The organism is Ignatzschineria sp. RMDPL8A (assembly GCF_029815055.1).
Classification (GTDB): Bacteria; Pseudomonadota; Gammaproteobacteria; order Cardiobacteriales; family Wohlfahrtiimonadaceae; genus CALZBJ01.
On sequence record NZ_JAPPWA010000002.1, the window covers coordinates 653299 to 676163 of the forward strand.

The 22865-nt window shown below is 46.8% G+C and carries 19 protein-coding genes; 11 read left to right on the forward strand and 8 right to left on the reverse strand.

The window, feature by feature from the left end; genetic code table 11:
* Window positions 1–73: 73 nt before the first annotated feature.
* Window positions 74–2041, reverse strand: coding sequence for a transketolase (tkt, locus tag OXI21_RS04570; RefSeq protein WP_279618382.1), 1968 nt, complete (start codon window positions 2039–2041; stop codon window positions 74–76).
* 273 nt (window positions 2042–2314) lie between these two features.
* Here tkt and OXI21_RS04575 point away from each other — a divergent pair, with 273 nt between their 5' ends.
* The 3 genes from OXI21_RS04575 (at window position 2315) to OXI21_RS04585 (ending at window position 5341) form a co-directional block, all read left to right on the forward strand.
* Window positions 2315–3925: a CTP synthase gene (locus OXI21_RS04575; RefSeq protein ID WP_279618383.1), complete on the forward strand. Its 1611-nt coding sequence runs from the start codon at window positions 2315–2317 to the stop codon at window positions 3923–3925.
* A gap of 112 nt (window positions 3926–4037) precedes the next feature.
* Window positions 4038–4868, forward strand: a complete 831-nt coding sequence (locus OXI21_RS04580; RefSeq protein ID WP_279618384.1) for a hypothetical protein — start codon at window positions 4038–4040, stop codon at window positions 4866–4868.
* Window positions 4868–5341 carry a tRNA (cytidine(34)-2'-O)-methyltransferase gene (locus tag OXI21_RS04585; RefSeq protein ID WP_279618385.1) on the forward strand — a complete coding sequence of 158 codons (474 nt, stop codon included), beginning with the start codon at window positions 4868–4870 and terminating at the stop codon, window positions 5339–5341. The genes OXI21_RS04580 and OXI21_RS04585 overlap by 1 nt, the downstream gene beginning before the upstream one ends.
* A 77-nt stretch (window positions 5342–5418) precedes the next feature.
* Here OXI21_RS04585 and OXI21_RS04590 read toward each other — a convergent pair whose 3' ends face one another.
* From OXI21_RS04590 to OXI21_RS04610, 5 genes are all read right to left on the reverse strand, one after another.
* Window positions 5419–5742, reverse strand: a complete 324-nt coding sequence (locus OXI21_RS04590; RefSeq protein WP_279618386.1) for an RnfH family protein — start codon at window positions 5740–5742, stop codon at window positions 5419–5421.
* On the reverse strand, window positions 5735–6166 hold the full coding sequence (locus OXI21_RS04595; protein ID WP_279618387.1) for a type II toxin-antitoxin system RatA family toxin: 432 nt from the start codon (window positions 6164–6166) through the stop codon (window positions 5735–5737). Before OXI21_RS04595 ends, OXI21_RS04590 begins: the two co-directional genes overlap by 8 nt.
* 14 nt (window positions 6167–6180) lie before the next feature.
* The gene (gene pta / locus OXI21_RS04600) at window positions 6181–7866 is read right to left on the reverse strand and encodes a phosphate acetyltransferase (protein ID WP_347815489.1); all 1686 of its coding nucleotides are present in this window, start codon (window positions 7864–7866) and stop codon (window positions 6181–6183) included.
* A 3-nt stretch (window positions 7867–7869) separates the two neighbouring features.
* Window positions 7870–9072 (reverse strand): acetate kinase, encoded by a 1203-nt coding sequence (locus OXI21_RS04605; protein WP_279618388.1) that lies wholly within the window; start codon window positions 9070–9072, stop codon window positions 7870–7872.
* A 203-nt stretch (window positions 9073–9275) separates the two neighbouring features.
* Window positions 9276–10343, reverse strand: a complete 1068-nt coding sequence (locus OXI21_RS04610; protein ID WP_279618389.1) for a LysM peptidoglycan-binding domain-containing protein — start codon at window positions 10341–10343, stop codon at window positions 9276–9278.
* 180 nt (window positions 10344–10523) lie between these two features.
* Here OXI21_RS04610 and def point away from each other — a divergent pair, with 180 nt between their 5' ends.
* The 8 genes from def (at window position 10524) to OXI21_RS04650 (ending at window position 20194) form a co-directional block, all read left to right on the forward strand.
* A complete protein-coding gene (gene def, locus OXI21_RS04615; protein ID WP_279618390.1) occupies window positions 10524–11057 on the forward strand; it encodes a peptide deformylase in 534 nt (177 codons plus the stop codon).
* 146 nt (window positions 11058–11203) lie between these two features.
* Window positions 11204–12160 carry a methionyl-tRNA formyltransferase gene (gene fmt, locus OXI21_RS04620; RefSeq protein ID WP_279618391.1) on the forward strand — a complete coding sequence of 319 codons (957 nt, stop codon included), beginning with the start codon at window positions 11204–11206 and terminating at the stop codon, window positions 12158–12160.
* Window positions 12160–13704: a 16S rRNA (cytosine(967)-C(5))-methyltransferase RsmB gene (rsmB, locus tag OXI21_RS04625; protein ID WP_279618392.1), complete on the forward strand. Its 1545-nt coding sequence runs from the start codon at window positions 12160–12162 to the stop codon at window positions 13702–13704. The genes fmt and rsmB overlap by 1 nt, the downstream gene beginning before the upstream one ends.
* 11 nt (window positions 13705–13715) lie before the next feature.
* On the forward strand, window positions 13716–14279 hold the full coding sequence (locus OXI21_RS04630; protein ID WP_279618393.1) for a DUF4390 domain-containing protein: 564 nt from the start codon (window positions 13716–13718) through the stop codon (window positions 14277–14279).
* Window positions 14279–16432, forward strand: coding sequence for an ATP-binding protein (locus tag OXI21_RS04635; protein ID WP_279618394.1), 2154 nt, complete (start codon window positions 14279–14281; stop codon window positions 16430–16432). Before OXI21_RS04630 ends, OXI21_RS04635 begins: the two co-directional genes overlap by 1 nt.
* A 21-nt stretch (window positions 16433–16453) precedes the next feature.
* The gene (argH, locus tag OXI21_RS04640) at window positions 16454–17836 is read left to right on the forward strand and encodes an argininosuccinate lyase (RefSeq protein ID WP_279618395.1); all 1383 of its coding nucleotides are present in this window, start codon (window positions 16454–16456) and stop codon (window positions 17834–17836) included.
* 138 nt (window positions 17837–17974) lie between these two features.
* Window positions 17975–19114 (forward strand): lytic transglycosylase domain-containing protein, encoded by a 1140-nt coding sequence (locus OXI21_RS04645; RefSeq protein WP_279618396.1) that lies wholly within the window; start codon window positions 17975–17977, stop codon window positions 19112–19114.
* A 171-nt stretch (window positions 19115–19285) separates the two neighbouring features.
* Window positions 19286–20194: a prephenate dehydrogenase/arogenate dehydrogenase family protein gene (locus tag OXI21_RS04650; protein WP_279618397.1), complete on the forward strand. Its 909-nt coding sequence runs from the start codon at window positions 19286–19288 to the stop codon at window positions 20192–20194.
* A gap of 209 nt (window positions 20195–20403) precedes the next feature.
* On the opposite strand, the gene OXI21_RS04655 is transcribed toward OXI21_RS04650, so the two are convergent.
* On the reverse strand, window positions 20404–21126 hold the full coding sequence (locus OXI21_RS04655) for a GntR family transcriptional regulator (protein WP_279618398.1): 723 nt from the start codon (window positions 21124–21126) through the stop codon (window positions 20404–20406).
* A 178-nt stretch (window positions 21127–21304) separates the two neighbouring features.
* Entirely contained in the window at window positions 21305–22768 is a 1464-nt protein-coding gene (locus tag OXI21_RS04660; RefSeq protein ID WP_279618399.1) for an MFS transporter, read from the reverse strand.
* Between the last annotated feature and the right edge of the window lie 97 nt (window positions 22769–22865).

Genomic DNA, 22865 nt, shown 5'->3' on the forward strand with positions numbered 1-22865 from the left:
CAGAGCCCCAAAAGGAAACTCTGCTTTGTGATAAATCTGCTAAAAACAGGATCTATCTAAAGAGATATCAGCATTAGCCGATCATGCTTGAAGCGATTTTCACTACGTTTTCTTTTGTGAAACCGAAGTGTTTGAAGAGATCGCCTGCAGGAGCCGATGCACCAAATTGATCAAGACCGATCACTTTGTCCGCAAATTCATACCAGCCGCGGGTGGTGCCTGCTTCAATCGCAAGTACTTTGCCGTCGCCTAAAACGCTGGCTTTATACGCTTCATCTTGTGCTCGGAAAAGCTCAACACAGGGCATTGATACAACGCGAACGCCTTCCATTTCAGCCGCAGCTTCCATCGCAAGCGCAACTTCTGAACCGGTTGCAATGATGGTGAGTTTCGCATTGTCCGCTTCTTTAAGCACATAGCCGCCTTTAGTGATGTTGGCGAGTGTCGCTTCAGAGCGTTCTTGGTGCGGTAATCCTTGGCGTGAAAGAGCAAAGAGCGATGGAGTCTCTTTTGCTTGAAGGGCGTGTCCCCAAGCAGCCATCGTTTCAACAGCGTCACAGGGTCTCCAAACATTTAAGTTTGGAATGAGGCGAAGTGATTCAACGTGCTCGATCGGCTGATGGGTTGGGCCATCTTCACCAAGACCGATGGAATCGTGCGTCATTACATAGATTACGCGTTGACCCATTAGGGCGCTCATGCGAATGGCGTTACGCGCGTAATCAGAGAAGACTAAGAAGGTCGCGCCGTAGGGGATAAATCCGCCATAAAGTGCAAGGCCGTTTAAGATCGCTGACATACCAAATTCACGCACGCCAAACCGGACGTAATTCCCTTTACCGCTAGCGATATCAAGGTCGACACTGCCTTTGAAGAAGGTGTTATTTGATGGGGTTAAGTCTGCCGATCCACCCACAATTTCGGTTAATTCCATGCAAAGCGCATCAAGGGCTTTTTTACTTGCCGCGCGGGTCGCAACTTTTTCAGCAGCGTCATTGGCGCCTTTAAGCGCATTTTGGAAGGTTTCCGCAAAGTTTTCAGGAAGTGCGTTGTGTTGGCGACGTAAGAAATCTTTGGCAAGTTCAGGGTTTTCAGACTCATAGGAAGCAAAAAGAGCATTCCAATTATTTTCAAGCTCTGCCCCTTTTTCAACGGCGTTCCATGCGTTATAGACCTCTTCAGGGACTTCAAATGGGCCGTGATTCCAGCCAAGCGAGGCTTTTGTTGCGGCGATTTCATCATCCCCTAACGGTGAGCCGTGCGTTGATTCAGAGCCCTCTTTATTTGGTGAGCCTTTACCAATTAAAGTTTTACACATGATGATCGTCGGTTTGTCTGAGGATTTTGCGTTTGCAACGGCGGCTTCAAGCGCATCAAAACTATGGCCATCCACTTCCGCGATCACATTCCAGCCGTATGCTTCGAAACGTTTTGCGGTGTTGTCGGTAAACCAACCGGTGATATCGCCATCGATTGAGATGCCGTTATCGTCATAAAATACGATCAATTTATTGAGTTTTAAGGTGCCTGCAAGAGAACAAACTTCGTGCGAGATTCCTTCCATTAAGCAGCCATCGCCTAAAAATGCGTAGGTGTAATGGTCGATCAAGGTGTGTTTTTTAGTGTTGTATTTTGCCGCCATCATGCGCTCAGCAAGGGCAAAACCAACGGCATTTCCGATGCCTTGTCCAAGTGGGCCTGTAGTGGTTTCAATCCCGTCAATAAAGCCATATTCTGGGTGGCCTGCGGTTTTTGAACCGAGTTGGCGGAAGTTTTTAAGATCATCCACTGAAACATCGTAACCGGTTAAATGGAGGAGTGAATAGAGGAGCATCGATGCGTGACCGTTTGAGAGAACAAAGCGATCGCGGTTCGCAAATTTTGCATTTTTAGGATTGTGATTGAGATGATTTTTCCATAAAACCGTCGCCATTTCGGCCATGCCCATCGGCGCGCCGGGGTGACCTGAGTTGGCTTTTTGAATAGCATCCATACTAAGTGCGCGGATTGCATTAGCACAGTGTTGATTGATCGAGACCATAATTAACCTTTATTTAGAATAAACAATAATTCGACCTCCTGATTATAAACATTTACAGCGCGGATGCCTACTTTCTCATGTGAAAGTTCATAAGTTTTGCCACAAAAAAGAGTGGAAGGGCACACAAAGCGACGGTTCACCAAAATCAGGATTTGTAAAGCGATTTTTTAGCGTAAAAAAAGTATTCGGTAGTCGAATTCAAAACACTTTTAGGCTATAATGATCACCCTTGAAGCCATTTATTATTTCATCTATTTTTCAAGGAAAGCTTTCATGACGCGTTTTATATTTGTCACGGGTGGTGTTGTGTCATCTCTCGGTAAAGGAATCGCTGCGGCCTCGCTCGGCGCAATTTTAGAATCACGTGGCCTAAAGGTTACGATGATGAAGTTGGATCCTTACATCAATGTCGATCCAGGCATGATGAGTCCTTTTCAACACGGCGAAGTGTTTGTGACAGAAGATGGCGCGGAAACAGACCTCGACTTAGGTCACTATGAGCGCTTTATTCGTATGACCGCTTCACGCAAAAACAGTGTGAGTGCAGGGCGCGTCTACAAAACCGTCATCGAACGTGAGCGTAACGGGGAATACCTCGGCAATACCGTTCAAGTGATCCCCCATATTACCGACGAAATAAAACATCGCATCACCTCTGTTGCAGAAGGGGCGGATGTGGCGATTATCGAAATTGGTGGAACCGTTGGGGATATCGAATCACTGCCATTTTTAGAAGCGATCCGTCAGCTTAGAACCGAGCTTGGCGTGCGCAGCTCACTCTTTATGCATTTAACGTTGGTGCCCTACCTTCGCGCATCCGGTGAGATTAAAACTAAACCGACCCAACATTCCGTTAAAGAGCTTCGCTCGATCGGAATTCAGCCAGATATCTTAGTTTGCCGTACTGAAGAGGCGCTCCCTCTTGATGAAAAACGCAAGATTGCGCTCTTTACCTCAGTGCCGAATGAAGCGGTTATTTCATGTGTCGATGCCGATTCAATCTACAAAATCCCTCTTCTTCTTCATGATCAAAAACTCGATGATATTGTGCTCGATTTCTTCAATATGGAAGCGCCCGAAGCGGATCTTTCAGAATGGCAGAAAGTGATCGATAATATCGCCTCTGCGACTGAACGGGTAAATATCATGCTCGTCGGTAAATACGTTGAGTTAACCGATACTTATAAATCAGTCAATGAAGCGCTTTTCCACGCAGGAATCAATACGCTTACTGATGTAAAAATCAATTATGTCGATGCGGTTGAGCTTGAAGAGATGGATGAGGCGGCACTTAACGCACGCTTTAAGAATATGCACGCGGTGATCGTTCCGGGCGGCTTTGGTGAGCGCGGGATTGAGGGCAAAATTCGTGCAATTACCTATGCTCGTGAGCACAACATTCCTTTCTTTGGTATCTGTTTAGGGATGCAATTGGCGGTAGTTGAGTATGCGCGCAATGTGTTAAAACTTAAAAATGCGAATTCGACCGAAGTCTTTGGGGATACCGATTATCCGGTAATTGAACTTCTTGCGATGAAAGATGTGGCGGGTGAATTAAAAGGGGAAATGTACCTTGGTTCGCGCGATATCAAATTAAAAGAGGGCTCAAAAGCGGCTGATATCTACGGTAGAACAGACATTACTGAGCGTCACCGTCACCGTTATGGCTTTAACAATCAATTTAAAGATCAATTTAACGACGGGGAATTTATGATTTCCGGCGTTACTGGTGAAAATAATTTTGCCGAATTTGTTGAGCTTAACAGTCACCCATGGTTTGTGGCAACGCAAGCGCATCCTGAGTTTAAATCAAACCCACGGGATGCCCATCCTCTCTTTGTCGCGTTTGTGAAAGCGGCGCTTGAGTACAAACATCAAAAATAATTGAGCGTTGTAATAATGCTTGATTTATATTGAATTGATTCGCCGTGAAGCTTGTTACACTATGAGCTTCACGGTTTTTTTATTGCATTAAATAAATGAGGAGAGAATCAACATGTGGCGCAAATTGAGCGTACTTTTGGTGGGATCTGTGTTGGCAGGCTGCGTGACAACGGATGGCGCATCTGAACGAGAAACGAAAGCCGGTAAAGTACAAGTAGATGATGCGGATGCGTTAGAGGCGGCAGCGAAAGACCATCTTGAATCGTGGCAGTTTTTAGGTGAAAAACCGAGTTTTTGGCGCGGAACTCTGTCCGGGCGATCCTTTAATCTTCAAGCGGTTGGCGTGAGTGAAAGCCGCAGCGTCAATTGGAAGATTCGCACTGAGGGCGAGCGCAAAATCTTCACCACGGCGCGGGGCGATTTAACACTCACCTTTACCAAAAGCACATGTGAGGCGGAAGGGCAACAATATCCCTATACCGCGGTAATTGAAACCCGTCAATTAACTCATAAAGGGTGTGCAATTGATCTTAGTAGCGGGGCCGCGTCTGATGCGATGAAAACGCCGGGAGCGGATTTAGCCATTGGCTCGATTGATCACAGTATGCCGATCGATCCGGTACAAAAAGCGAAAGCGAGTGCAAAGGTTGCGGCACCAACCTCCATTGATGCTACCAATATGAATTGGCAATTTGCCGGTGAAGGGCGTGAGGCGTGGAGTGCGACCATTCGTGGGCGACAGTTTCAATTTAGCAGTATGGCAGCGTCAGAGAGCCGCCGAATGGGGTGGAGCGTCGAGGGCGGAAATCGTCTGCGAGCATCAACGGGGGATGTGGTGATCGATCTGACTAAAACCCGCTGCAGTGCCAATGGTGAGAGCTATCCCTATACGGTGGTACTTAGTATGAACGGATCACGTTATCAAGGATGTGGGAAACAGTAATGAGCCGATTATCAATTATTTTATACGAGCCAGAAATTCCGCCCAATACCGGGAATATTATTCGTCTTTGCGCTAATACCGGAGCGAAACTTCATCTGATTAAACCGCTTGGATTTAAGCTTGAAGATAAGATGCTTAAACGGGCAGGGCTCGATTATCGGGAGTGGATGGATCTACAGGTGTGGGATTCGCTCGATGAGTGTTTGCAAGCAATTGAGCCGACGACCGTCTACGCGATGACGACAAAAGGCAGTCGTAACTTTTTTGAAGCCAATTTCAAAGATGGTGATGCGCTTCTCTATGGACCTGAAACCCGCGGTCTTCCTGCCGATGTTTTAGATCGATTTAGTGGTGAAACGCGGTTACGTCTCCCGATGGCCAATAACGAAGGGCGAAGCCTCAATCTCTCCAATACCGTCGCCATTGGGATTTACGAGGTGTGGCGTCAAATGGGCTTTGACGAGATGCTTTAAATGCAAAAGCCTTCAGGATTGTTGGGAAACTTAGCGTAACCTATCTCAATCGTGAAGGCTTTATACAGCTTACAGACTTATTTTAGCTCTGTCACTTGCGTGGAACGAATTCCGGTAGGATTGCGTTGTGCGCGAATTTTTCGGGCTTGCTTAGGATCGATCTCCAGCGGGCGATAGACCTCAATGCGATCGCCATCTTGCAATTCATAATCATCATTAACGACCTGATTGAAAACGCCATAGACAGGGTTTTCAATCTTCATCTTTGCTTGACGATCAAGGCGAAAAAAGGGGATTGCTTCTTTTAGGGTAATTCCTTGCTGAAATTGCTGAATCTCGCACTGCTGCTCATATTTGAGCGCGAGCGCATATTCCACATTGATGGTGTCGATCTTAGCCATAAATCACCTTTGCGCGCTCACTAAAGGCGACGATCATTGATGAGGCGATGCTTTCAAAAATCGGCGTCAAAACGAGCTTTGCTGGGCCAAAGGCGAAATCAAAATCGATGTTGCAGAAGATCTCAGAGCCTCCTTCGGGGCGATCTTTAAACTCCCAAATGCCGCGGAGATGTTTAAAGGGGCCTTTGACAAGCGCCATCTCAATCCGCTCTCCGGGGATCAATTGGTTTTTGGTGGTGAACCACTTATTTAAAGGGCCTTTCGCCATTAAAATTGAGGCCTGCATCATGCGTTCGGTCTCAATTTCAACACGGCTATTTCTGCACCAAGGCAAGAATTTAGGGTAGCTCGCTACATCATTGACGAGCTGGTACATCTGGTCCGCACTATAAGGTTCGATTTTATTTCGACGAATTACAGGCACAACAATCCTTTGTGTTAATTTTCTGTAGCGTGGGCTATCGCTTGGATAGCAGTGATCGCAATAGTATACACGATATCGTCCACTAACGCACCACGGGAGAGGTCGTTCACAGGTTTGGCAAGGCCTTGTAACATTGGGCCAATGCTCACCACATTTGCACTTCGCTGTACCGCTTTATAGGTGGTGTTTCCGGTATTTAAATCGGGGAAAATAAAGACGGTCGCCTCGCCTGCTACAGGACTATTGGGTGCTTTTTGCTTCCCAACAGATGGCACGCACGCCGCATCAAATTGAAGAGGGCCATCAATGGCAAAATGAGGCGCTTTCGCTTTTGCAAGTTCGGTCGCTTCAGCCACGGCTTCTACCGCAGGGCCTGCGCCAGATACGCCGGTTGAATAGGAGATTAGCGCGACTTTAGGATCAATGCCAAAGGCTTTTGCGGAATCTGCGGATTGAACGGCAATGTCGGCAAGTTGATGAGGCGTTGGCGTTGGATTGACGGCGCAATCGCCATAAACGTGTACTTGATCGGGCATCAACATAAAAAAGATGCTCGAAACAATGCTTGAATGTTTATCGGTACCAATGAGCTGAAGGGCGGGGCGAATGGTGTCGGCGGTGGTGTGTACAGCGCCTGATACAAGGCCATCCACATCCCCTTCGGCAAGCATCATCGTACCAACGACCACAGAATCTTTAAGCGCTTCGCGCGCGGAGACTTCGGTAGCGCCTTTATGTTCGCGTCGTTTAACAAACCCTGTGACATATTTTTCAGCTACCTCTACTGGATCAATAATCTCAATCCCGGTTTCAGGAAGGGTAAGCCCCTCTTTTTCTGCCACGGCTAAAATCGCTGCTTTGTTCCCGAGAAGCACGCAGTTTGCAATGTGTCGCTCGGCGCAAATAATGGCCGCTTTTAAGGTACGTGGCTCATCGCCTTCCGGTAATACAATGCGTTTATTGCCTTCGCGCGCTTTTTTAATTAAACCATAGCGAAATGCGGAGGGCGGTAATCGATCGGAGCGCTCTTCTTGCGCCCGCTCGATAAGCGAGATTAAGCTCATATGGTTTGCAATATGAGTATAGATCGCTTCACGGTTTTTAAGTGCGCCATCTTCCGGAATCATGCCTAGACACTCGAGCGCTTTACCTTCCACGGTCATGCATGCATCGGCGATTGATGTTGGGTTTAAGGTGTCGGTCAGGCGGTTTAATAAGTAACCGGCAAACCAGGTGCAAGAACGCTGATAGAGTCGTCCGTAAAGATCGAGATAGTGGGCAATATTGGCAGGGGTATCGTTTCCGGCATTGCCTGCAAAGATAATCCCTGAGCAGAGTGTGCGTGAGATATCAATATTAAGCGCATTCATAAAGGGGTTGTCCGCGCTTGGAATTAGACCTTCAATCACGACGATATCCACATCACGGCTCGCCTCATCAACTTTTCCCACCACCTCTTCAAGGATGTCATCGTAGCGATTATTGTTGATTAACGTGGTGACATGATGGGTTGAAATGGGGTGCGGTGCCGTGCGATCAAAATGGGTTTTAACGGCTAAAATTGTCGCATCATCGCCTTGGCTAATGGGCTTTACAAAACCGACTTTAAGGCCTTGTTGCTTGAGCGATTCAATGACGGCAAGCGAGATGGAAGTCAGGCTTTGGATGGCGCCGACCGGCGAAATCATAATTGTCTTCATAGGTTAAGCTTCCTTGAGTTCCGCATTTTGTAAAATATCGAGCGTATCGCGAGCGATCATGCCCTCCTCATCGGTACAGACCACTAAAATATCCCCAAAGACGGGGCTCGTGGCGATGGTTCCCTCGTAACCACCAAAACAGCGTAAATTCTCCTCTTCATTGAGTTCGTAGCGCATAAAGGCGAGCGAATCGATCACCTGTTTGCGTACATAACTTGAGTTTTCCCCGATACCGCCGGTAAAGACAAGCGCGTCGAGCCGTTCAAGGGGCACAAGATAGGCGGCAATCTGTTTTGCAATTCGGTATGAGAAGATTTCAAGCGCGAGCGCGGCTTGACGATGCCCTTTTTGCGCGTGCTCTTGCAGTTGGCGGCAGTCGTTTGAAAGCTCTGAAAGACCGAGTAAGCCACTCTCTTTATTTAGAAATTGGTCAATCTCGTCAATACTGTAGTTGAGGTTTTTCTCAAGATATTTAAAAAGACCCGGATCGATCGATCCTGAGCGTGTTCCCATCACTAACCCTTCAAGGGGGGTAAGGCCCATGCTGGTGTCGACGGATTTGCCATCTTTAACGGCGGCAATGGAGGCACCATTTCCAAGGTGCGCGCTAATAATATTGAGCTCGTCCATTGGCTTATCGAGGCGAATTGCTGCTTGTTCAGTGATAAAACGGTGGCTTGTGCCATGGAAACCGTAACGGCGAACATTATATTTGCGATAGATCTCCATCGGCAATCCGTAGAGATAGGCTTTTTCTGGCATGGTTTGATGGAATGCGGTATCGAAAACGGCGACATGAGGATGGTTGGGTAAGACCTCCATCGCGGCTTTAATACCGATTAAGTTCGCAGGGTTATGAAGGGGGGCAAGGGGGTTACAACGCTCGATCGCATCTAAGGTTGCTTGGTCGATTAACACGGAGGATTTAAAATATTCCGCTCCATGGACAACGCGGTGGCCGACCGCATCAATTTTTCCAGAGAGCCCAAACTCTTGCAAGTAAGTAAACATTTTCTTTGCCGCGCCGAAGTGATCGACTTCAACGAGGGATTCTTCAAACTTTTCGCCATGATATTTTACGACGATCTTAGCGTAGTCAGAGCCTAATGGTTCAGCGACGCCCTCTAAAATAGTCTCATTGGTTGAGGCTTTGATTAGGGCAAACTTTAGAGAAGAGCTGCCGCAATTGATCACCAGTGAATGCATAATCACTCCTATTTGTCATTGTTTTTGGTTGAGTGCTCGGTTCTGCTTGCTGCAGAGTTTCATAGGCATACCTAATATAAAATTATTAAAGGATATTGCGTATAAAAGCAAGAGTTGTGCTTGATCTATGTTAGGCGAGCTTAGCAAAAAGGGCATCAAACGATGCCCTTGTGCGATTTTTAGACGATTCCGAGAACCATCAATTATTTTGCGTATTTTCCAGAAAATGGAGTGACCGCCATGTTGCCAAGTTTGATGCGATCTTTCGCATCCATTACTAATCCAAGGCTTGTTTGGTCAAATACTTCATAGATCATAATGGTGCCGAGCGCTTCTGATGGAAGTTTGACTTTTTCGCCGGTGTGCGGATCGTTTACATACTTCTCATTACTCTGAACAAGCAGGGTGTGTCCGCGCTCAAGGCCAGCATCCATGCCACGATCTAATAGAACAGTGTAACGCTTGCTTGCATTTTGGAATGCGTTTGGAAGGTTGATGATTTCAGCTGCAACCCCATGAGGCGCAGGTTTTGGCTCAAAGAAGAAATCAACGCCGGCAGCGGGTTTTTCAATTAACCAGTTACCTGGATTGATGCCGCGACGATTGAGTGATTTAACGATCCCCGTTGAGGTCTCGCCTGATGGATCGATACGTTCGATTACAACTTCTCCTACTTTAATGATCTCTGTTCCAAGTTCAACAGTCCGGTTTTTACCTTTACGGTTTTGCGCGCCACGAACCGCTTTATGGGTTTCACCGCGTTCGTATACATCATAGGTTACGCCGGTTTTAAGTGGTTTGTTGATATAGACACGTTGGTTTTGAAGCGCGATTAAACGATTGTTTTCAGAAGCGATGACATAGGGAAGCGCTTTTACTTCGGCATCGGTAATTACTTTAATGTGCAATAGGGACGATTTAATTTTGTTGTAGCTCACCACAGGAATGCCTAAATCGATCGGCACTTCTTTCATTTCAGGGCTGAGTTTAACATGGCGCATACCGCCTTTTGAGCGCGTGATTGATAGGCGTCCATTTTGGAATGAAATCACATCGCCAGGGTAGATCAGATGAGGGTTTTTAATCTGTGGGTTACTTTTCCAAATTTCACCCCAGCGCCACGGTTCGTTAAGGTACATCCCGGAAATATCCCAAAGAGTATCGCCTTTTACAACCGTATAGGTGGTCGGCGCGTTGGACTTAATGGTTAATGCTGATGCAAAGGAAGATAGCAAAAGCACTAACGAAATAAAAAGAACTCGAATATTCATAGCCAAAATTTATTCCTTAGTTGCACTCTTAAAATTGTTGTAAGATATCATAAATGTAAGTGTATTTATACTACATAGAGAGCAAAGAATCTCGTTTTTAGTATAAAATGGAGGCGGTTTTTGTACTAAATCATTTTTTAGTGCCCCAGATCAGTTTTTTTAATGGAATTAAGTTTAAATATGTCAAAATTAACAGTTATTACTGTACCACATCAGACACTTAGAGAAGTAGCACAGCCGGTGACGGAATTTAACGACGAGTTAAAAACCTTTGCAGACAATATGTTAGAAACGATGTATGCGGAAAAAGGGATCGGTTTAGCGGCAAACCAAGTTAATGAGCTTCGTCGCGTGATTGTAGTCGATGTTTCCGAAGAGCGCAATGAACCGATCGTCTTTGTGAACCCTGAGATTATTGAGGCGACCGATGAGTCCTTAGAATGCGAAGAGGGGTGTTTATCACTTCCGAGCATGTATAGTGGCCCAATTCCCCGCGCGGCGAAAATTAAAGTCCGTGCCCAAGATGTAACCGGTGAGTTTTTTGAGCTTGTAGCGGACGATCTTTTAGCTCGCTGTATTCAGCATGAAATTGATCATCTTGATGGGATTTTATTTATCGATTATCTCTCTCGATTAAAGCAAGAGCGCGTGCTTAAGAAATTAGCCCGTCACCTGCGTGATCTTGAGAAAGAGAAAGAAGCGGTTAACGCATAATAAGCGCATTTAAATGTGCCTACGCCAGCGCGAAATCAGAGAAATAGTTCTGATGGGGGCGATGGCGTTTTTAGTTTTAGAATTTTAGTTTTTCTTTCAAATGGCATAAATAAGTGCCGGCGAAAGACCTGTTTGAAAAGGATAGCATGAGTATACGAGTCATTTTTGCGGGAACCCCCGATTTTTCCGTTCCAACGTTAGAAGTGCTGATTAATAGCCCTGAGATCGAGGTGGTCGCGGTTTACACGCAGCCCGATCGCCCTCGAGGACGCGGGAAAAAAGTTCAGGTAACGCCGATCAAAGCCGTGGCTGAGACTCATAATATCCCCGTAGTGCAACCGTTAAATTTCAGAAATGAGGCAGATATTGAAGAGTTTAAAGCCTTTAATGCCGATTTGATGGTGGTGGTGGCCTATGGAATTATCCTGCCGAAAGCCATTTTAGAGGCGCCGAAATATGGCTGTCTGAATATTCATGCGTCTCTGCTTCCGCGTTGGCGTGGGGCGGCACCGATTCATCGCGCGATCGAAGCGGGGGATGCGAAAACTGGCGTTGGCATTATGCAGATGGATGTTGGCCTTGATACGGGCGATGTGTGGAGCGAAGCGAGCATTGATATTACCGATGAGATGACAACGGGCGCGCTTCACGATGCGCTTAAAGAGATGGGTGCCGAGCTTTTATTAAAGACTATCCCTGCGGTAATTGAAGGTGAGAAATCGCCGACACCTCAACCGAATGAGGGCGTTACCTACGCTGAAAAAATTAGCCGTGAGGAGGCGGAGATTGATTGGACTGAATCACGTGAAACGCTACTGCGTAAAATTCATGCCTTTAATCCGGTTCCCGGGGCGTTTACCCACTTAGGGGAATCGTTTGTTAAGGTGTTTGATGTGCGATTTGCCGAAAGTGATGATTTGGTCGATCTCTCAGCGCTTACATCTGCAACCGCAGGCACGTTATGTGTCATCAATAAACGTCTTTTTGTTAAAGCGTCTGATGGCGTTTTAGAAATTTTAACCATTCAAGCCGCCGGTCGTCGCCGTATGGAAGCAGAGCAGTTTCTCCAAGGAAACGATGTCGATGGCGAGGTATTTAACTAATGAGTTTTGATAAACCAAAATCTTCCCGCAATGCCGGATCAAATCGTAACGAGCGCGGTGAAAATCGTCGCGACAATCGGAGTGGTTCTCGTCGTGATGATCGCCGTGGAGGCGGTTCGAAATGGGGCAGCCAACGAGATAATCAACGCGGCAGACAAGGGGGATTTAATCGAGGTTTCAATCGAAATCGTCCTGTTAGAAAACCTGAACCGGTGAGCGATGTGTTGCCTTTTGAGACGCTCATGACGATTCCGCGCTATGTAGCAGTCCATGCGCTTAGCCGAGTGCTCGGCGGTGATTCACTGGCTGATATTTTAGATCGTGTATCAGAGCAGCTGTCGGATCAAGATCGCCGCTTTGCCCACCATCTTCTTTATGGTGCGCTCCGTGAGTATGATTATCTTGATGATGTGCTCGATGCGCTCCTTAAAACGCCGATTAAAGATCAAGAGCGCGAAGTGCGCGTTGCCCTTATTTTAGCGCTGTTTGAAGTGACCGAGATGGCAACGGCAGATTATGCCGGTGTTCATTCGTGGGTTGAGCTGCTTAAGGGAATGGATAAAGCGTGGGCGACAGGGCTCATGAATGCGATTTTACGCGGTGTGTTACGCGATGGAATGCCTGAGCCAAAAGGACGAGCAGGGCGCTATAATCTGCCCCAATGGCTCACCACCAAATTAGAGAAAAACTGGAAGCGCCCCAATTTAGAGAAAATGAGTGAGACCTATCGCGAACATGCGGTGATGACACTCCGAGTCAATCCACGCTTTTTCACTCGGGATATCTATCTCTTTATGCTGCGCGCGGAAGGGATTGAGGCCTATGCCCATCAATTTGTGAAAAGTGCAATTGTGCTCGATAGAGCGATCAATGTCCATGATCTTCCCCATTTTGATAAAGGCGCAGTAACGGTTCAAGATGCCTCAGCGCAACTCGCGGCTACGCTTTTATCACCTAAAGAAGGGGAGACGATTTTAGATGCGTGCGCAGCACCGGGCGGGAAAACAACCGCACTTTTAGAGCTTGCAACGCCTGAAAAACTGGTCGCGATTGATCAATCGGAGCGCCGCTTAGTGCGGGTAAAAGAGAATATCATTCGTGCAGTCGGTGAATTGCCAGACTATGTTACGATTGAAGCGGCAGATGCCTCGCTTTACGAAAGTGACACGCTGTTTGATAAACTTTTGCTCGACGTACCCTGTTCAGCGACGGGAATTTTGCATCGTCACCCTGATATTAAACGCCTGCGCAAAGAGAGTGATATTGCCGAGCTTGCCAAAACGCAACAGACGATTTTACAACATGCATGGACGTTACTTAAACCCGGTGGTCGCCTGCTTTACGCGACTTGCTCGGTGTTAAAAGAGGAAAATGAAGCGCAGCTCTATCAATTTATGGAAGGCCGGACGGATGCGATCTCGGTGCCGATCAAAATCGATGGGGGCGAGGCGCAACATTACGGGGTGCAGATTCTTCCGGTCTATCTTGATAAAGCCGCGCGAATGGATGGGTTTTATTACGCGCTGTTAGAGAAAAAAGTGTAACGAGGATCACGATGAGAGAGCAGATTAGACAGGGGGTTTTAATGGTCATGCTCTCTCTTTTCGCCTTAAATTTTTTCGCAGTTGCGGCGGAATCGGAGCTTGTGATCAATAGCGTTGAGGCGAAAGCCTTGCCGAAAAACCGCATTCAACTCTCAGCGGATTCAACGATCACCATGAGCCGTGAGCAGATCGACATGCTCTATAACGGAATTCCGCTCACCTTTAATTACGAGCTAAAAGTCTCGGAGCTCTTGGTGTTAGGGCTGACCAATGTGGTGGCGGAACATAAATTTCGTTACGCCCTTAAATATCACGCGCTTTCAAAGCAATTTGTGGTGCGCGATCTGATTAATAATACGCAATCGAGCCATCCGACACTGAGTCTGGCGCTTGCGCAAATTTCTGAAATTCAAAATTTTAAATTTACCCTAGAGCGTGATGAGGATCGGCAATATCAAGGGCTTTTAAAGCTTTGGCTCGATATTGAAGCGCTCCCCGCACCGCTTCGTATTCCGGCCTATTTGTCGAGTCGTTGGGGATTAAATTCGGGCTGGTATCGCTGGAGTGTGCCGTAATGAAACTATTGAAGAAAAACGGATTTGTCCCCTTCTTATTGCTGTCAGTCTTTCTCATTGTGATTTTAGCGCTGATGGCGCGTTCGATGGAATCGGTTGCTCTCTACACAAAAAATTACACCTGGCTTGTGATCGCCGGTGTGGTGCTCTTTTTACTGCTTCTTTTCCAGATTCTCTATTACCTATTGCAACTGGTGTCGAGCGTCCGCAAACGGCGGGTGGGTTCGCGTTTAAATGCGCGGATGATGCTCTTTTTCTCGGGGCTGTCGATCATTCCGATCGTGCTCTTTTTTGTCTTTTCAAGTGCGCTCTTAACACGCAGCATTGATAGCTGGTTTGATGAATCGCTTGATAAAGGCTTTGATGATGCGCTCGCCCTTGCGCAATCGGCGCTGGAAACTCGGCGGCTAGATGCGTTACAGATTACCCAATATGTGGGCAATCGCGTTGCTTATCTCTCCTATTTGGATTTGGCTTATCAAATTGAGAGCCTCCGCTCTGAGGTTAATGCGATGGATATCGCGGTGTTTGATCAGCATGGGCGTTATCTTGCCGCAAGCTCGAAAGATATTAATCAGATTTTGCCAGAACGCCCCGATAACGTTATTTTGATCTCGGTGATGCAGGGCATGGATTATGTCTGGCTTGAACCGCTTGTTAATGGCGATATGCGCGTTCGCGTGATTATTAAAGTGGGGCAGGACAATCCGCGCATTATTCAGGCCTTTTATGAAATTCCACAATATTACACAACGCTGGGCGAATCGACTCAGGAGTCCGTTGAAAAATATAAACAATATAAAGCGCTTCGAGGGCCACTAAAAGACAATATGCTATTCCTGCTCTCGATGGTGACTTTTCTCTCGATTTTACTCGCACTCGGGGGATCATTTTTTGCCTCCCGTCGCCTCGTTAATCCAATTACACGGCTATCGCTTGCGACGAAATCGATCTCTGAGGGGCGCTTTCACCGCACAATTCGCGTTAAATCCAATGATGAGATCGGGTTTTTAACCCATTCGTTTAATGAGATGGTCTTAAAACTGCGGGAATCTCACGATGCGGAAAAAGCTTCCCAACGCCTCCTTGAAGCGCAGAGGGCTTACCTTGCGACGATTCTCTCAAACCTCTCATCGGGGGTTTTGGTGATTAGTAATCGCGGCTATATTCGGACCTTTAATGAGGCGGCGCTGTCGATTTTATCGGTGGATTCTGAGGCGCTCCAAGCGGTTCATGTCTATGAGCAAAAGGCGATTCCAGAGGGGCTTAGCAGCTTTATTGAGACGCTAGTGCAGCTCATTTCGAAAGTGGATACCAAAGAGAATCAGCGTACTGAGATCACTCGCAATGTGAATGGAATGCTCCAGATTTTAACGATTCGCGTCTCAGAGCAGCGCGATTCTGAGGGCGTTTTAATTGGCTTTATTGTGGTGTTTGATGATATTACTCAGCTGATTAATTCCGAGCGGGAAGCCGCGTGGGGAGAGGTGGCGCGCCGTCTTGCCCATGAGATTAAAAATCCTCTCACGCCGATTCAGCTCTCCGCCGAGCGCATGCAACTTAAGCTTGCTGGTAAACTTGATGAAAAATCGGAAGCGCTCGTTGAGAAATCCACCAAAACGATCATCACGCAAGTGAACGCTATGAAAGAGATGGTCAACGCCTTTAGCCAATATGCCCGTGCGCCGAAATTAAATCTCAAACAGCTTGAGATGAACCAGTTTGTGGAGGATGTCTTCTATCTTTATGAGGACTCACTTGCGAAAATTAGTACAAAGCTTATAAAATACCCTACGCCTCTGTATACCATTGGCGATGAAATTCGGTTGCGCCAGCTATTGCACAATCTCTTAAAAAATAGCGTCGAGGCGCTTGAAGAGTCCGGCGCGACCGATGGTGAAGTGGTCGTTTCGCTTGACCAAATTGATGACAAAACGCTCGCACTTTCAGTGGCGGATAATGGGATTGGAATTAGCCAAGAGACCGCTGAAAAGATGTTTGAACCCTATGTCTCTTCAAAAACCAAGGGAACTGGGTTAGGATTAGCCGTTGTGAAGAAGATTGTTGAAGAGCATAATGGATCGATTGCAATCCATTCTGGGGGCGAAAAACGGGGGACCACCGTTGAAGTGCATCTCCCATTACACTATTAGTTAAAAGGTTTTATTAAAATTATGTCACAAAAAGTAAATACCCAGTGGGGTGGACGTTTCTCGGAGAGTACCGATGCCTTTGTGCAGGCGTTCACAGGATCGGTTGATTTTGATCAGCGCATGTATGCCGAAGATATTGCGGGATCGCTTGCGCACGCAGAGATGCTCTACACCCAAGGCATTCTTACGGAAGAGGATTTCAATCTCATTAAAGAGGGATTAGCGGCGGTAAAAGCTGAGATTGAAGCCGGGAATTTTAACTGGTCGATCGAGCTTGAAGACGTTCACATGAACGTTGAGGCGAGCTTAACCGATAAGATTGGCATTGCGGGAAAACGGCTTCACACCGGGCGCTCACGTAATGACCAAGTGGCCACCGATATCCGTCTTTGGCTGCGCAATCAGATCGATCGTGTCGATGCGGAATTAAAACGCCTTCAAGAGGGGATTTTAACCGTTGCTGAGCGTGAATATGACACCATTATGCCAGGCTTTACCCATTTGCAAGTTGCGCAACCGATCACCTTTGGCCACCATTTAATGGCGTGGTTTGAGATGATTAAGCGCGACCGTTCACGTTTTGCCGATTGCCGTCAGCGTATGAATCGCTCACCCTTAGGAGCGGCGGCTTTAGCGGGAACCACCTATCCGATCGACCGTCATTTAAGTGCGAAATTGTTAGGCTTTGATGGACCGACTGAAAACTCACTCGATTCAGTTTCCGATCGTGACTTTGCCATTGAATTTACCGCAGCAGCATCGATTTTAGGCATGCACTTATCACGTTTTTCTGAAGAGCTTGTATTATGGGCAACGCCGGCATTTGATTTTATCAATCTGCCCGATCGATTCTGTACCGGTTCATCGATCATGCCACAAAAGAAAAATCCGGATGTGCCTGAATTAGTGCGCGGGAAAACAGGGCGTCTATATGGCCATCTCTTCTCGCTGTTAACACTGATGAAGAGCCAGCCGCTTGCGTACAATAAAGATAACCAAGAAGATAAAGAGCCGCTCTTTGATACCGTTGATACGGTGCTTGGTTCCGTGCGCGCCTTTGCTGATATGATTCCGGCGATCTCAAGTAAAAAAGAGAATATGTACAACCGTACGAAACTTGGCTTTGCCACTGCAACCGACCTTGCCGATTACCTTGTGCGTAAAGGCATGCCGTTCCGTAACGCTCACGAAGTGGTGGGAAATGCAGTGCGTTTAGGCGTCGATACAAAACGCGATTTAGCGGAGATGAGCCTATCTGAACTGCAAGGCTTCTCGGATTTGATTGGCGATGATGTCTTTGATTATCTCACGCTTGAAGGCTCGGTTGCTGCCCGTGATCACTTTGGTGGTACGGCGCCCAAACAAGTGTTAGCTGCCATTGAACGTGCAAAAGAGGCGATCTAAAAACGGTCGATCTGACAAAATCATAGAGAACTTAACGCATCTTTCGGGGTGCGTTTACTTTTTGCGATATAATAAAAGATTGGGTGTGCGTGAGTGGTTACCTCACGCATAAAATGAGCAATAAACGCGGAGGAATAGATGCGGACGTGGCAATTGTTATGCGCCGGAGTAGGGGCGCTGATTTTGATGGGGTGCAGTACGAAAGAGCCTCATTTTAGTGAGCCAAAATCGATGAAGCCGATGGTGACGTTTTGGGAAGATGTCTACTCAAAATGGGATGAAGATACCGTTATTTTTCACGATCATACCTATATGGATCTTGTCTACGCGGCGGAAAAACTGCCTCGTTCTGAGAAGGTGGCGATTAGCCAAAAACGTGACGCGCTCTATAACACTCTATTAAGTTTAGAAGAGAAACAACACTCGAAAATTCCCCTAACACCGGACGAAGCGAAACTATTAAAGCTGATTAAATCGAAAGGGCATGGCGATAAACTCGATGGCATTGCCGATCGATTACGCACACAGCGCGGCCTGAAAAATTCCTTTAAAGCGGGATTAGAGGAGAGTTATTACTATCTCCCTCATTTTGAAAAACTCTTTGAAGAGGCCGGATTCCCCAAAGAGCTTGCCTATCTACCGCACGTTGAATCTTCGTTCCAAAATCATGCTCGCTCAACGGTGGGCGCGGGTGGTATGTGGCAATTTATGCCGCGTACCGCGCAAAGTTATATGCCGATGTATCGCGGAACCTACGATGGACGTTTTGACCCATTTGTAGCAGCGAAAGGGGCAGTCAATTATTTAAAAGATTCTTATACAGTAGCTGAATCGTGGCCGCTTGCGATCACGTCATACAATCATGGTTTGGGCGGCGTTTTAAAAGCGCGTGATGCCCATGGCGATGATATCGGGGAGATTGTGTGGAACTATAAAGGGGATCGGTTTGGCTTTGCCTCACGAAACTTTTATGCTGAATTTTTAGCGGCGAAGAAGATTGCAAAATCTCCAGAACGCTATTTTGCTGATATTAATCCAAAACACTATCCCGCGATTGAGGGGATTCGCTTAACAAAACCGATGACGGTGCAAGAACTCTCATCAAAAATCGGAATTGAGGATGCGGAATTGATTCGTTTAAATCCTGCGTGGCTTGCCAATATTCGCAATAATCGCCGCGTCATTCCCCCACAAACCGATATTTGGGTGCCGAAAGGGACGCACATTCAATTAGCCGATCGCTCATTTTATGAGCCTGGGGATTTCCACGATCTGTAATTGGTATGCTCTATTCATATGCATTAATCGCCCTGTGAGCTCGCTTACGGGGCTTTTTTATGGTCAAACGGGATGGAAAGATTGGCAGAGAGGCGTTCAATCGAGTACACTTTAAATTCATTGTCTGCCACGATTTGTGGCGATCGTTTATCAATAGAGGATAGAATTTTCATGAAGATAGAACTCTCCAAACCTTTTTTTGTAGAGACGCTCTGTATTGTCGGGATTGGCTTGATCGGCGGGTCGCTCGCTAGAGCGCTCAAAAGCGCTAACGCAGTGGGAAAAGTGATCGCCTATGATGCCAATGAAGAGGCGCTGTCGAAAGCGAAAGAGTTGGGAGTCGCAGATGAGATCTATACCGATTTAGCCGAAGCGGCGGCGCTCGCTGACATTATTGTGCTCGCAACGCCGATCACCGTTATGGCGGAGGTGATGGCGACCATTATGCCGGTGGTAAAACCGGCGGCGGTAATTACCGATGTGGGCTCAACGAAAGGCTCGGTAGTGCGTGATATTGAGGCACGATTGGGGGAATTGCCAGGACGATTTGTCCCCGCTCACCCCATTGCCGGGACGGAAAAGCATGGCGTTGAAAACAGTTTTGATACGCTCTATCACGGGCGCCGTACGCTCATTATTCCGCATATTAATAACAATCATGAAGCGGTAACGATCATTCGCGATATGTGGAAAGCGGCGGGCTCAATCACCGAAGAGATGGGCGTAAAACATCATGATCAGGTATTGGCGGCAACCTCGCACATTCCCCATCTATTAGCCTTTAGTACCGTCGATACGCTCGCAAATTTAGACGATCGGGCGGAGATTTTCCGGTTTGCGGCAGGGGGCTTTCGTGATTTTACTCGTATCTCAGCATCAGACCCTGCGCTCTGGGCAGACATCTGCCTGCAGAACCGCGAATCGATTTTGGAAGTTCTGGTGGCCTATCAGAAAAAGCTTGATACCTTAAAAGAGGCGTTAGATGAGAAAGATCGCGATACCATTTTAGAGATCTTTTCTCGGGCAAAACATGCGCGCGATAATTTCTATCAAGAGCCGGTTAAAAACTGCCAGGATTAACTCCTAAGCCATGTAAAAAATAAAAGAATATCGTATTAACAAGATAATACGGCGATTTTATAACAATTAAGAAAAGGCTTAATAATCTTTTTTGTGCTGATCGCAAAGAAAAAAGCACCCGCGTTTAGAACGACAGGGTGCTTTTTATAATCCGCTTGGGATGTTTTGAGGTTGAAATTAAAATCAGAGCCTCGTCTTTTTCGGCCCATTCACATGTTATTTACATAGTTACTAAAGATCAGCTCGGTGGCCTCTTTATGGTGCTGGATAAAGACCTTTTTAGCGCGATCAAAGTTGCGATTGCGGAGATGTTCAACAATTGAAAAGTGCTGATCAAGCGCCTTACGAAGAACCTTTTCCCGGCTCTGATGCTTCATATAACTCTCATGTTGAATAAAGTTGATCGAGACATAGTATGAGGGATACATATTGGTTAAAACGCGACTATTAGCGGCTTTAACGAGCTCGAAATGATAGAGATAGTTGTGCTGTGAGATATGATTAAGATCGTCAAGATCGATCACCATCTGTTGGGCGTGATATTCCATCTTATCTAAAATGTCGGTGAGATCTTCGTTGTCTTCCACTTTTTCTAGTGCACGCACTTCGATATAGCGTTTAAAGGCATAAAGATCGAGGATCTCTTCGAGGTTGTGTTCATATAAAAATGTGCCTCGGTTCTCAATTTTATGGGCCACCCCTTCAGTAATGAGCATCAAAATTGCTTCACGAACCGGCGCACGGCTCACTTTCAATTTTTTCGCATAGACCTCTTCGGTAATCTTCTCACCAGGCTTTAATTCGCCATTTAAAATATCTTCGAGAATCGAATTTTTGATCTGTCCCGGCAACGAAATATATTGATTCTGTTCCATCAAGATAGGGTGTTTAATTTTGCCTTCGCGTACCGTATTAGTTTTTTCCTCTGACATATTCGTACTGTTTCCATTTTTTGCAATCGGTTTCAATAGACTCCCGTCTACCACATTTGACGACTGTATTTATTGTTATATCCGCTCACGATAAACGAGAATTAAGTGGGCGATTGTAATGTACGTCAAATTGTCGCCATTTTACCCTAATTTACCCAAATAGTGTAAGAGGCTTACACTATTTTACGTTCAAATATTGATCATTTTCAGGTAATTCCTCTAAATGTGATGCTTCAATCACCGATTTTACGAATTGATCATAACGGTAGGCTTCCGCAATCGGTACTAATGGGTAGCGTTCAGGTTTACGTTTCTCTTTTTCGATCTGCGCCTCTTCGATCTCGCCAAGGAGCACCTCTTTAATCTGTTGTGCCTCTTCGTTTTCCATATATTCTTTCACGGTATCTTCATCGATACGGGGGTCAAGCGCGGCTGAGATCGGCGATGTATGGCCATCGGGCATAATAACGTGGGGAAGGGCTTCTTCCGGGGCTTTTTCAAGACGGCGGCTCGCTTTAAGAAGGTTGAGCCCAATCACGCTAAAGGCACCAAAGAAGAAAAAGAGATAAAGCCCGGTACCGCCAAAGCGTTGCATAAAGTAGCTCGCAATGAGGGGGCCAATCCCGGCGCCAATCCCAAAGAGCACCAGTAAAATCGCACTTAACGAGACCCGCTTTTCCGCGCTGACGTTGTCATTTGCGATCGCTACAGAAAGTGGATAGAGGGTAAATAAGAGGGAAGCGGCCACAATGCCTAAAAACAAAATGAGGTAGAGAGGTAGCGGAATATGCAAAATCGGAAGGTTCATCGCCAGCGTTAATCCTGCAATCAAAAGCGAGATAAAGGTGATCAGACGCAGACGATTCACGCGATCCGAGAGATAGCCAAGAGGCCACTGAATTACAAAAGCTGCGCCGATACAGAGCGCCATATAAACCCCGGCCTCTTGCGTTCCAAGCTCCATACGGCTTGCAAAGAGTGGCCCCAATCCATAAAAAGAGCCGGTCAACATGCCAGCAACGGCGGTAATGATTAGTACCTGCGGAATTTGGCGGATAAAGTGAAAAATCTGTAGAGGTGCCGCTTTAAGGGGCGTTGGGTGAATGGCGCGGGTGACGGCAAGCGGAATAAGGCAGAGCGAAAAGAAGATCGATACAATCATTAAAATCCGCACATCGATCGTATCAAAGAGCAGAAATACCAATTGGCCGAGCATCATCCCTAGATAGGTCGCCGCCATATAAAAGGCAAAGACGCGCCCGCGATTTTCAGGTTCCGCCTGATCGTTGAGCCAGCTTTCGATCACCATATATTGGCACATCATCACTAGCCCCGTAATAAAGCGAATCGCAATCCAAAAGGGGATGTAATCGATGAGCGCAATCATCAACACAGCCGCCGCCGTAACGCCCGATGCGGCGACATAACTTCGGATATGCCCAACGCGCGCAATCAATTTATGTCCAAACTTAGCGCCGATCACAAGGCCGGCATAATAGGCGGTGGTGAGGCTACTAATTAAGAGCTCACTCACCTCTTTTTGGCCAAGATCGAGGGCAAGATAGGTGGTTAATAGACCATTACCAAACAGCATAAAAAGCGTGGCAATGTAGAGCGAAGAGAACGTCGCGAAGAGTTTCATAAAAGTCGGCGGGCTCCTTAAATCGAGGGGTTGAAGCAAACACAGTGCCCATCGATTTAACGAGGTGACGGGCACGAGGTCTCATTATTGTAGCGCG

Bases quoted from the DNA above. Each gene is read 5' to 3' on its own strand.
- pta (WP_347815489.1), bottom strand. From the start codon at position 7,866: ATGAAGACAATTATGATTTCGCCGGTCGGCGCCATCCAAAGCCTGACT.
- argH (WP_279618395.1), top strand. From the start codon at position 16,454: ATGTCACAAAAAGTAAATACCCAGTGGGGTGGACGTTTCTCGGAGAGT.
- OXI21_RS04605 (WP_279618388.1), bottom strand. From the start codon at position 9,072: ATGCATTCACTGGTGATCAATTGCGGCAGCTCTTCTCTAAAGTTTGCC.
- OXI21_RS04635 (WP_279618394.1), top strand. From the start codon at position 14,279: ATGAAACTATTGAAGAAAAACGGATTTGTCCCCTTCTTATTGCTGTCA.
- OXI21_RS04590 (WP_279618386.1), bottom strand. From the start codon at position 5,742: ATGGCTAAGATCGACACCATCAATGTGGAATATGCGCTCGCGCTCAAA.
- OXI21_RS04630 (WP_279618393.1), top strand. From the start codon at position 13,716: ATGAGAGAGCAGATTAGACAGGGGGTTTTAATGGTCATGCTCTCTCTT.
- OXI21_RS04610 (WP_279618389.1), bottom strand. From the start codon at position 10,343: ATGAATATTCGAGTTCTTTTTATTTCGTTAGTGCTTTTGCTATCTTCC.
- fmt (WP_279618391.1), top strand. From the start codon at position 11,204: ATGAGTATACGAGTCATTTTTGCGGGAACCCCCGATTTTTCCGTTCCA.
- rsmB (WP_279618392.1), top strand. From the start codon at position 12,160: ATGAGTTTTGATAAACCAAAATCTTCCCGCAATGCCGGATCAAATCGT.
- tkt (WP_279618382.1), bottom strand. From the start codon at position 2,041: ATGGTCTCGATCAATCAACACTGTGCTAATGCAATCCGCGCACTTAGT.
- def (WP_279618390.1), top strand. From the start codon at position 10,524: ATGTCAAAATTAACAGTTATTACTGTACCACATCAGACACTTAGAGAA.
- OXI21_RS04580 (WP_279618384.1), top strand. From the start codon at position 4,038: ATGTGGCGCAAATTGAGCGTACTTTTGGTGGGATCTGTGTTGGCAGGC.
- OXI21_RS04645 (WP_279618396.1), top strand. From the start codon at position 17,975: ATGCGGACGTGGCAATTGTTATGCGCCGGAGTAGGGGCGCTGATTTTG.
- OXI21_RS04575 (WP_279618383.1), top strand. From the start codon at position 2,315: ATGACGCGTTTTATATTTGTCACGGGTGGTGTTGTGTCATCTCTCGGT.
- OXI21_RS04660 (WP_279618399.1), bottom strand. From the start codon at position 22,768: ATGAAACTCTTCGCGACGTTCTCTTCGCTCTACATTGCCACGCTTTTT.
- OXI21_RS04650 (WP_279618397.1), top strand. From the start codon at position 19,286: ATGAAGATAGAACTCTCCAAACCTTTTTTTGTAGAGACGCTCTGTATT.
- OXI21_RS04585 (WP_279618385.1), top strand. From the start codon at position 4,868: ATGAGCCGATTATCAATTATTTTATACGAGCCAGAAATTCCGCCCAAT.
- OXI21_RS04655 (WP_279618398.1), bottom strand. From the start codon at position 21,126: ATGTCAGAGGAAAAAACTAATACGGTACGCGAAGGCAAAATTAAACAC.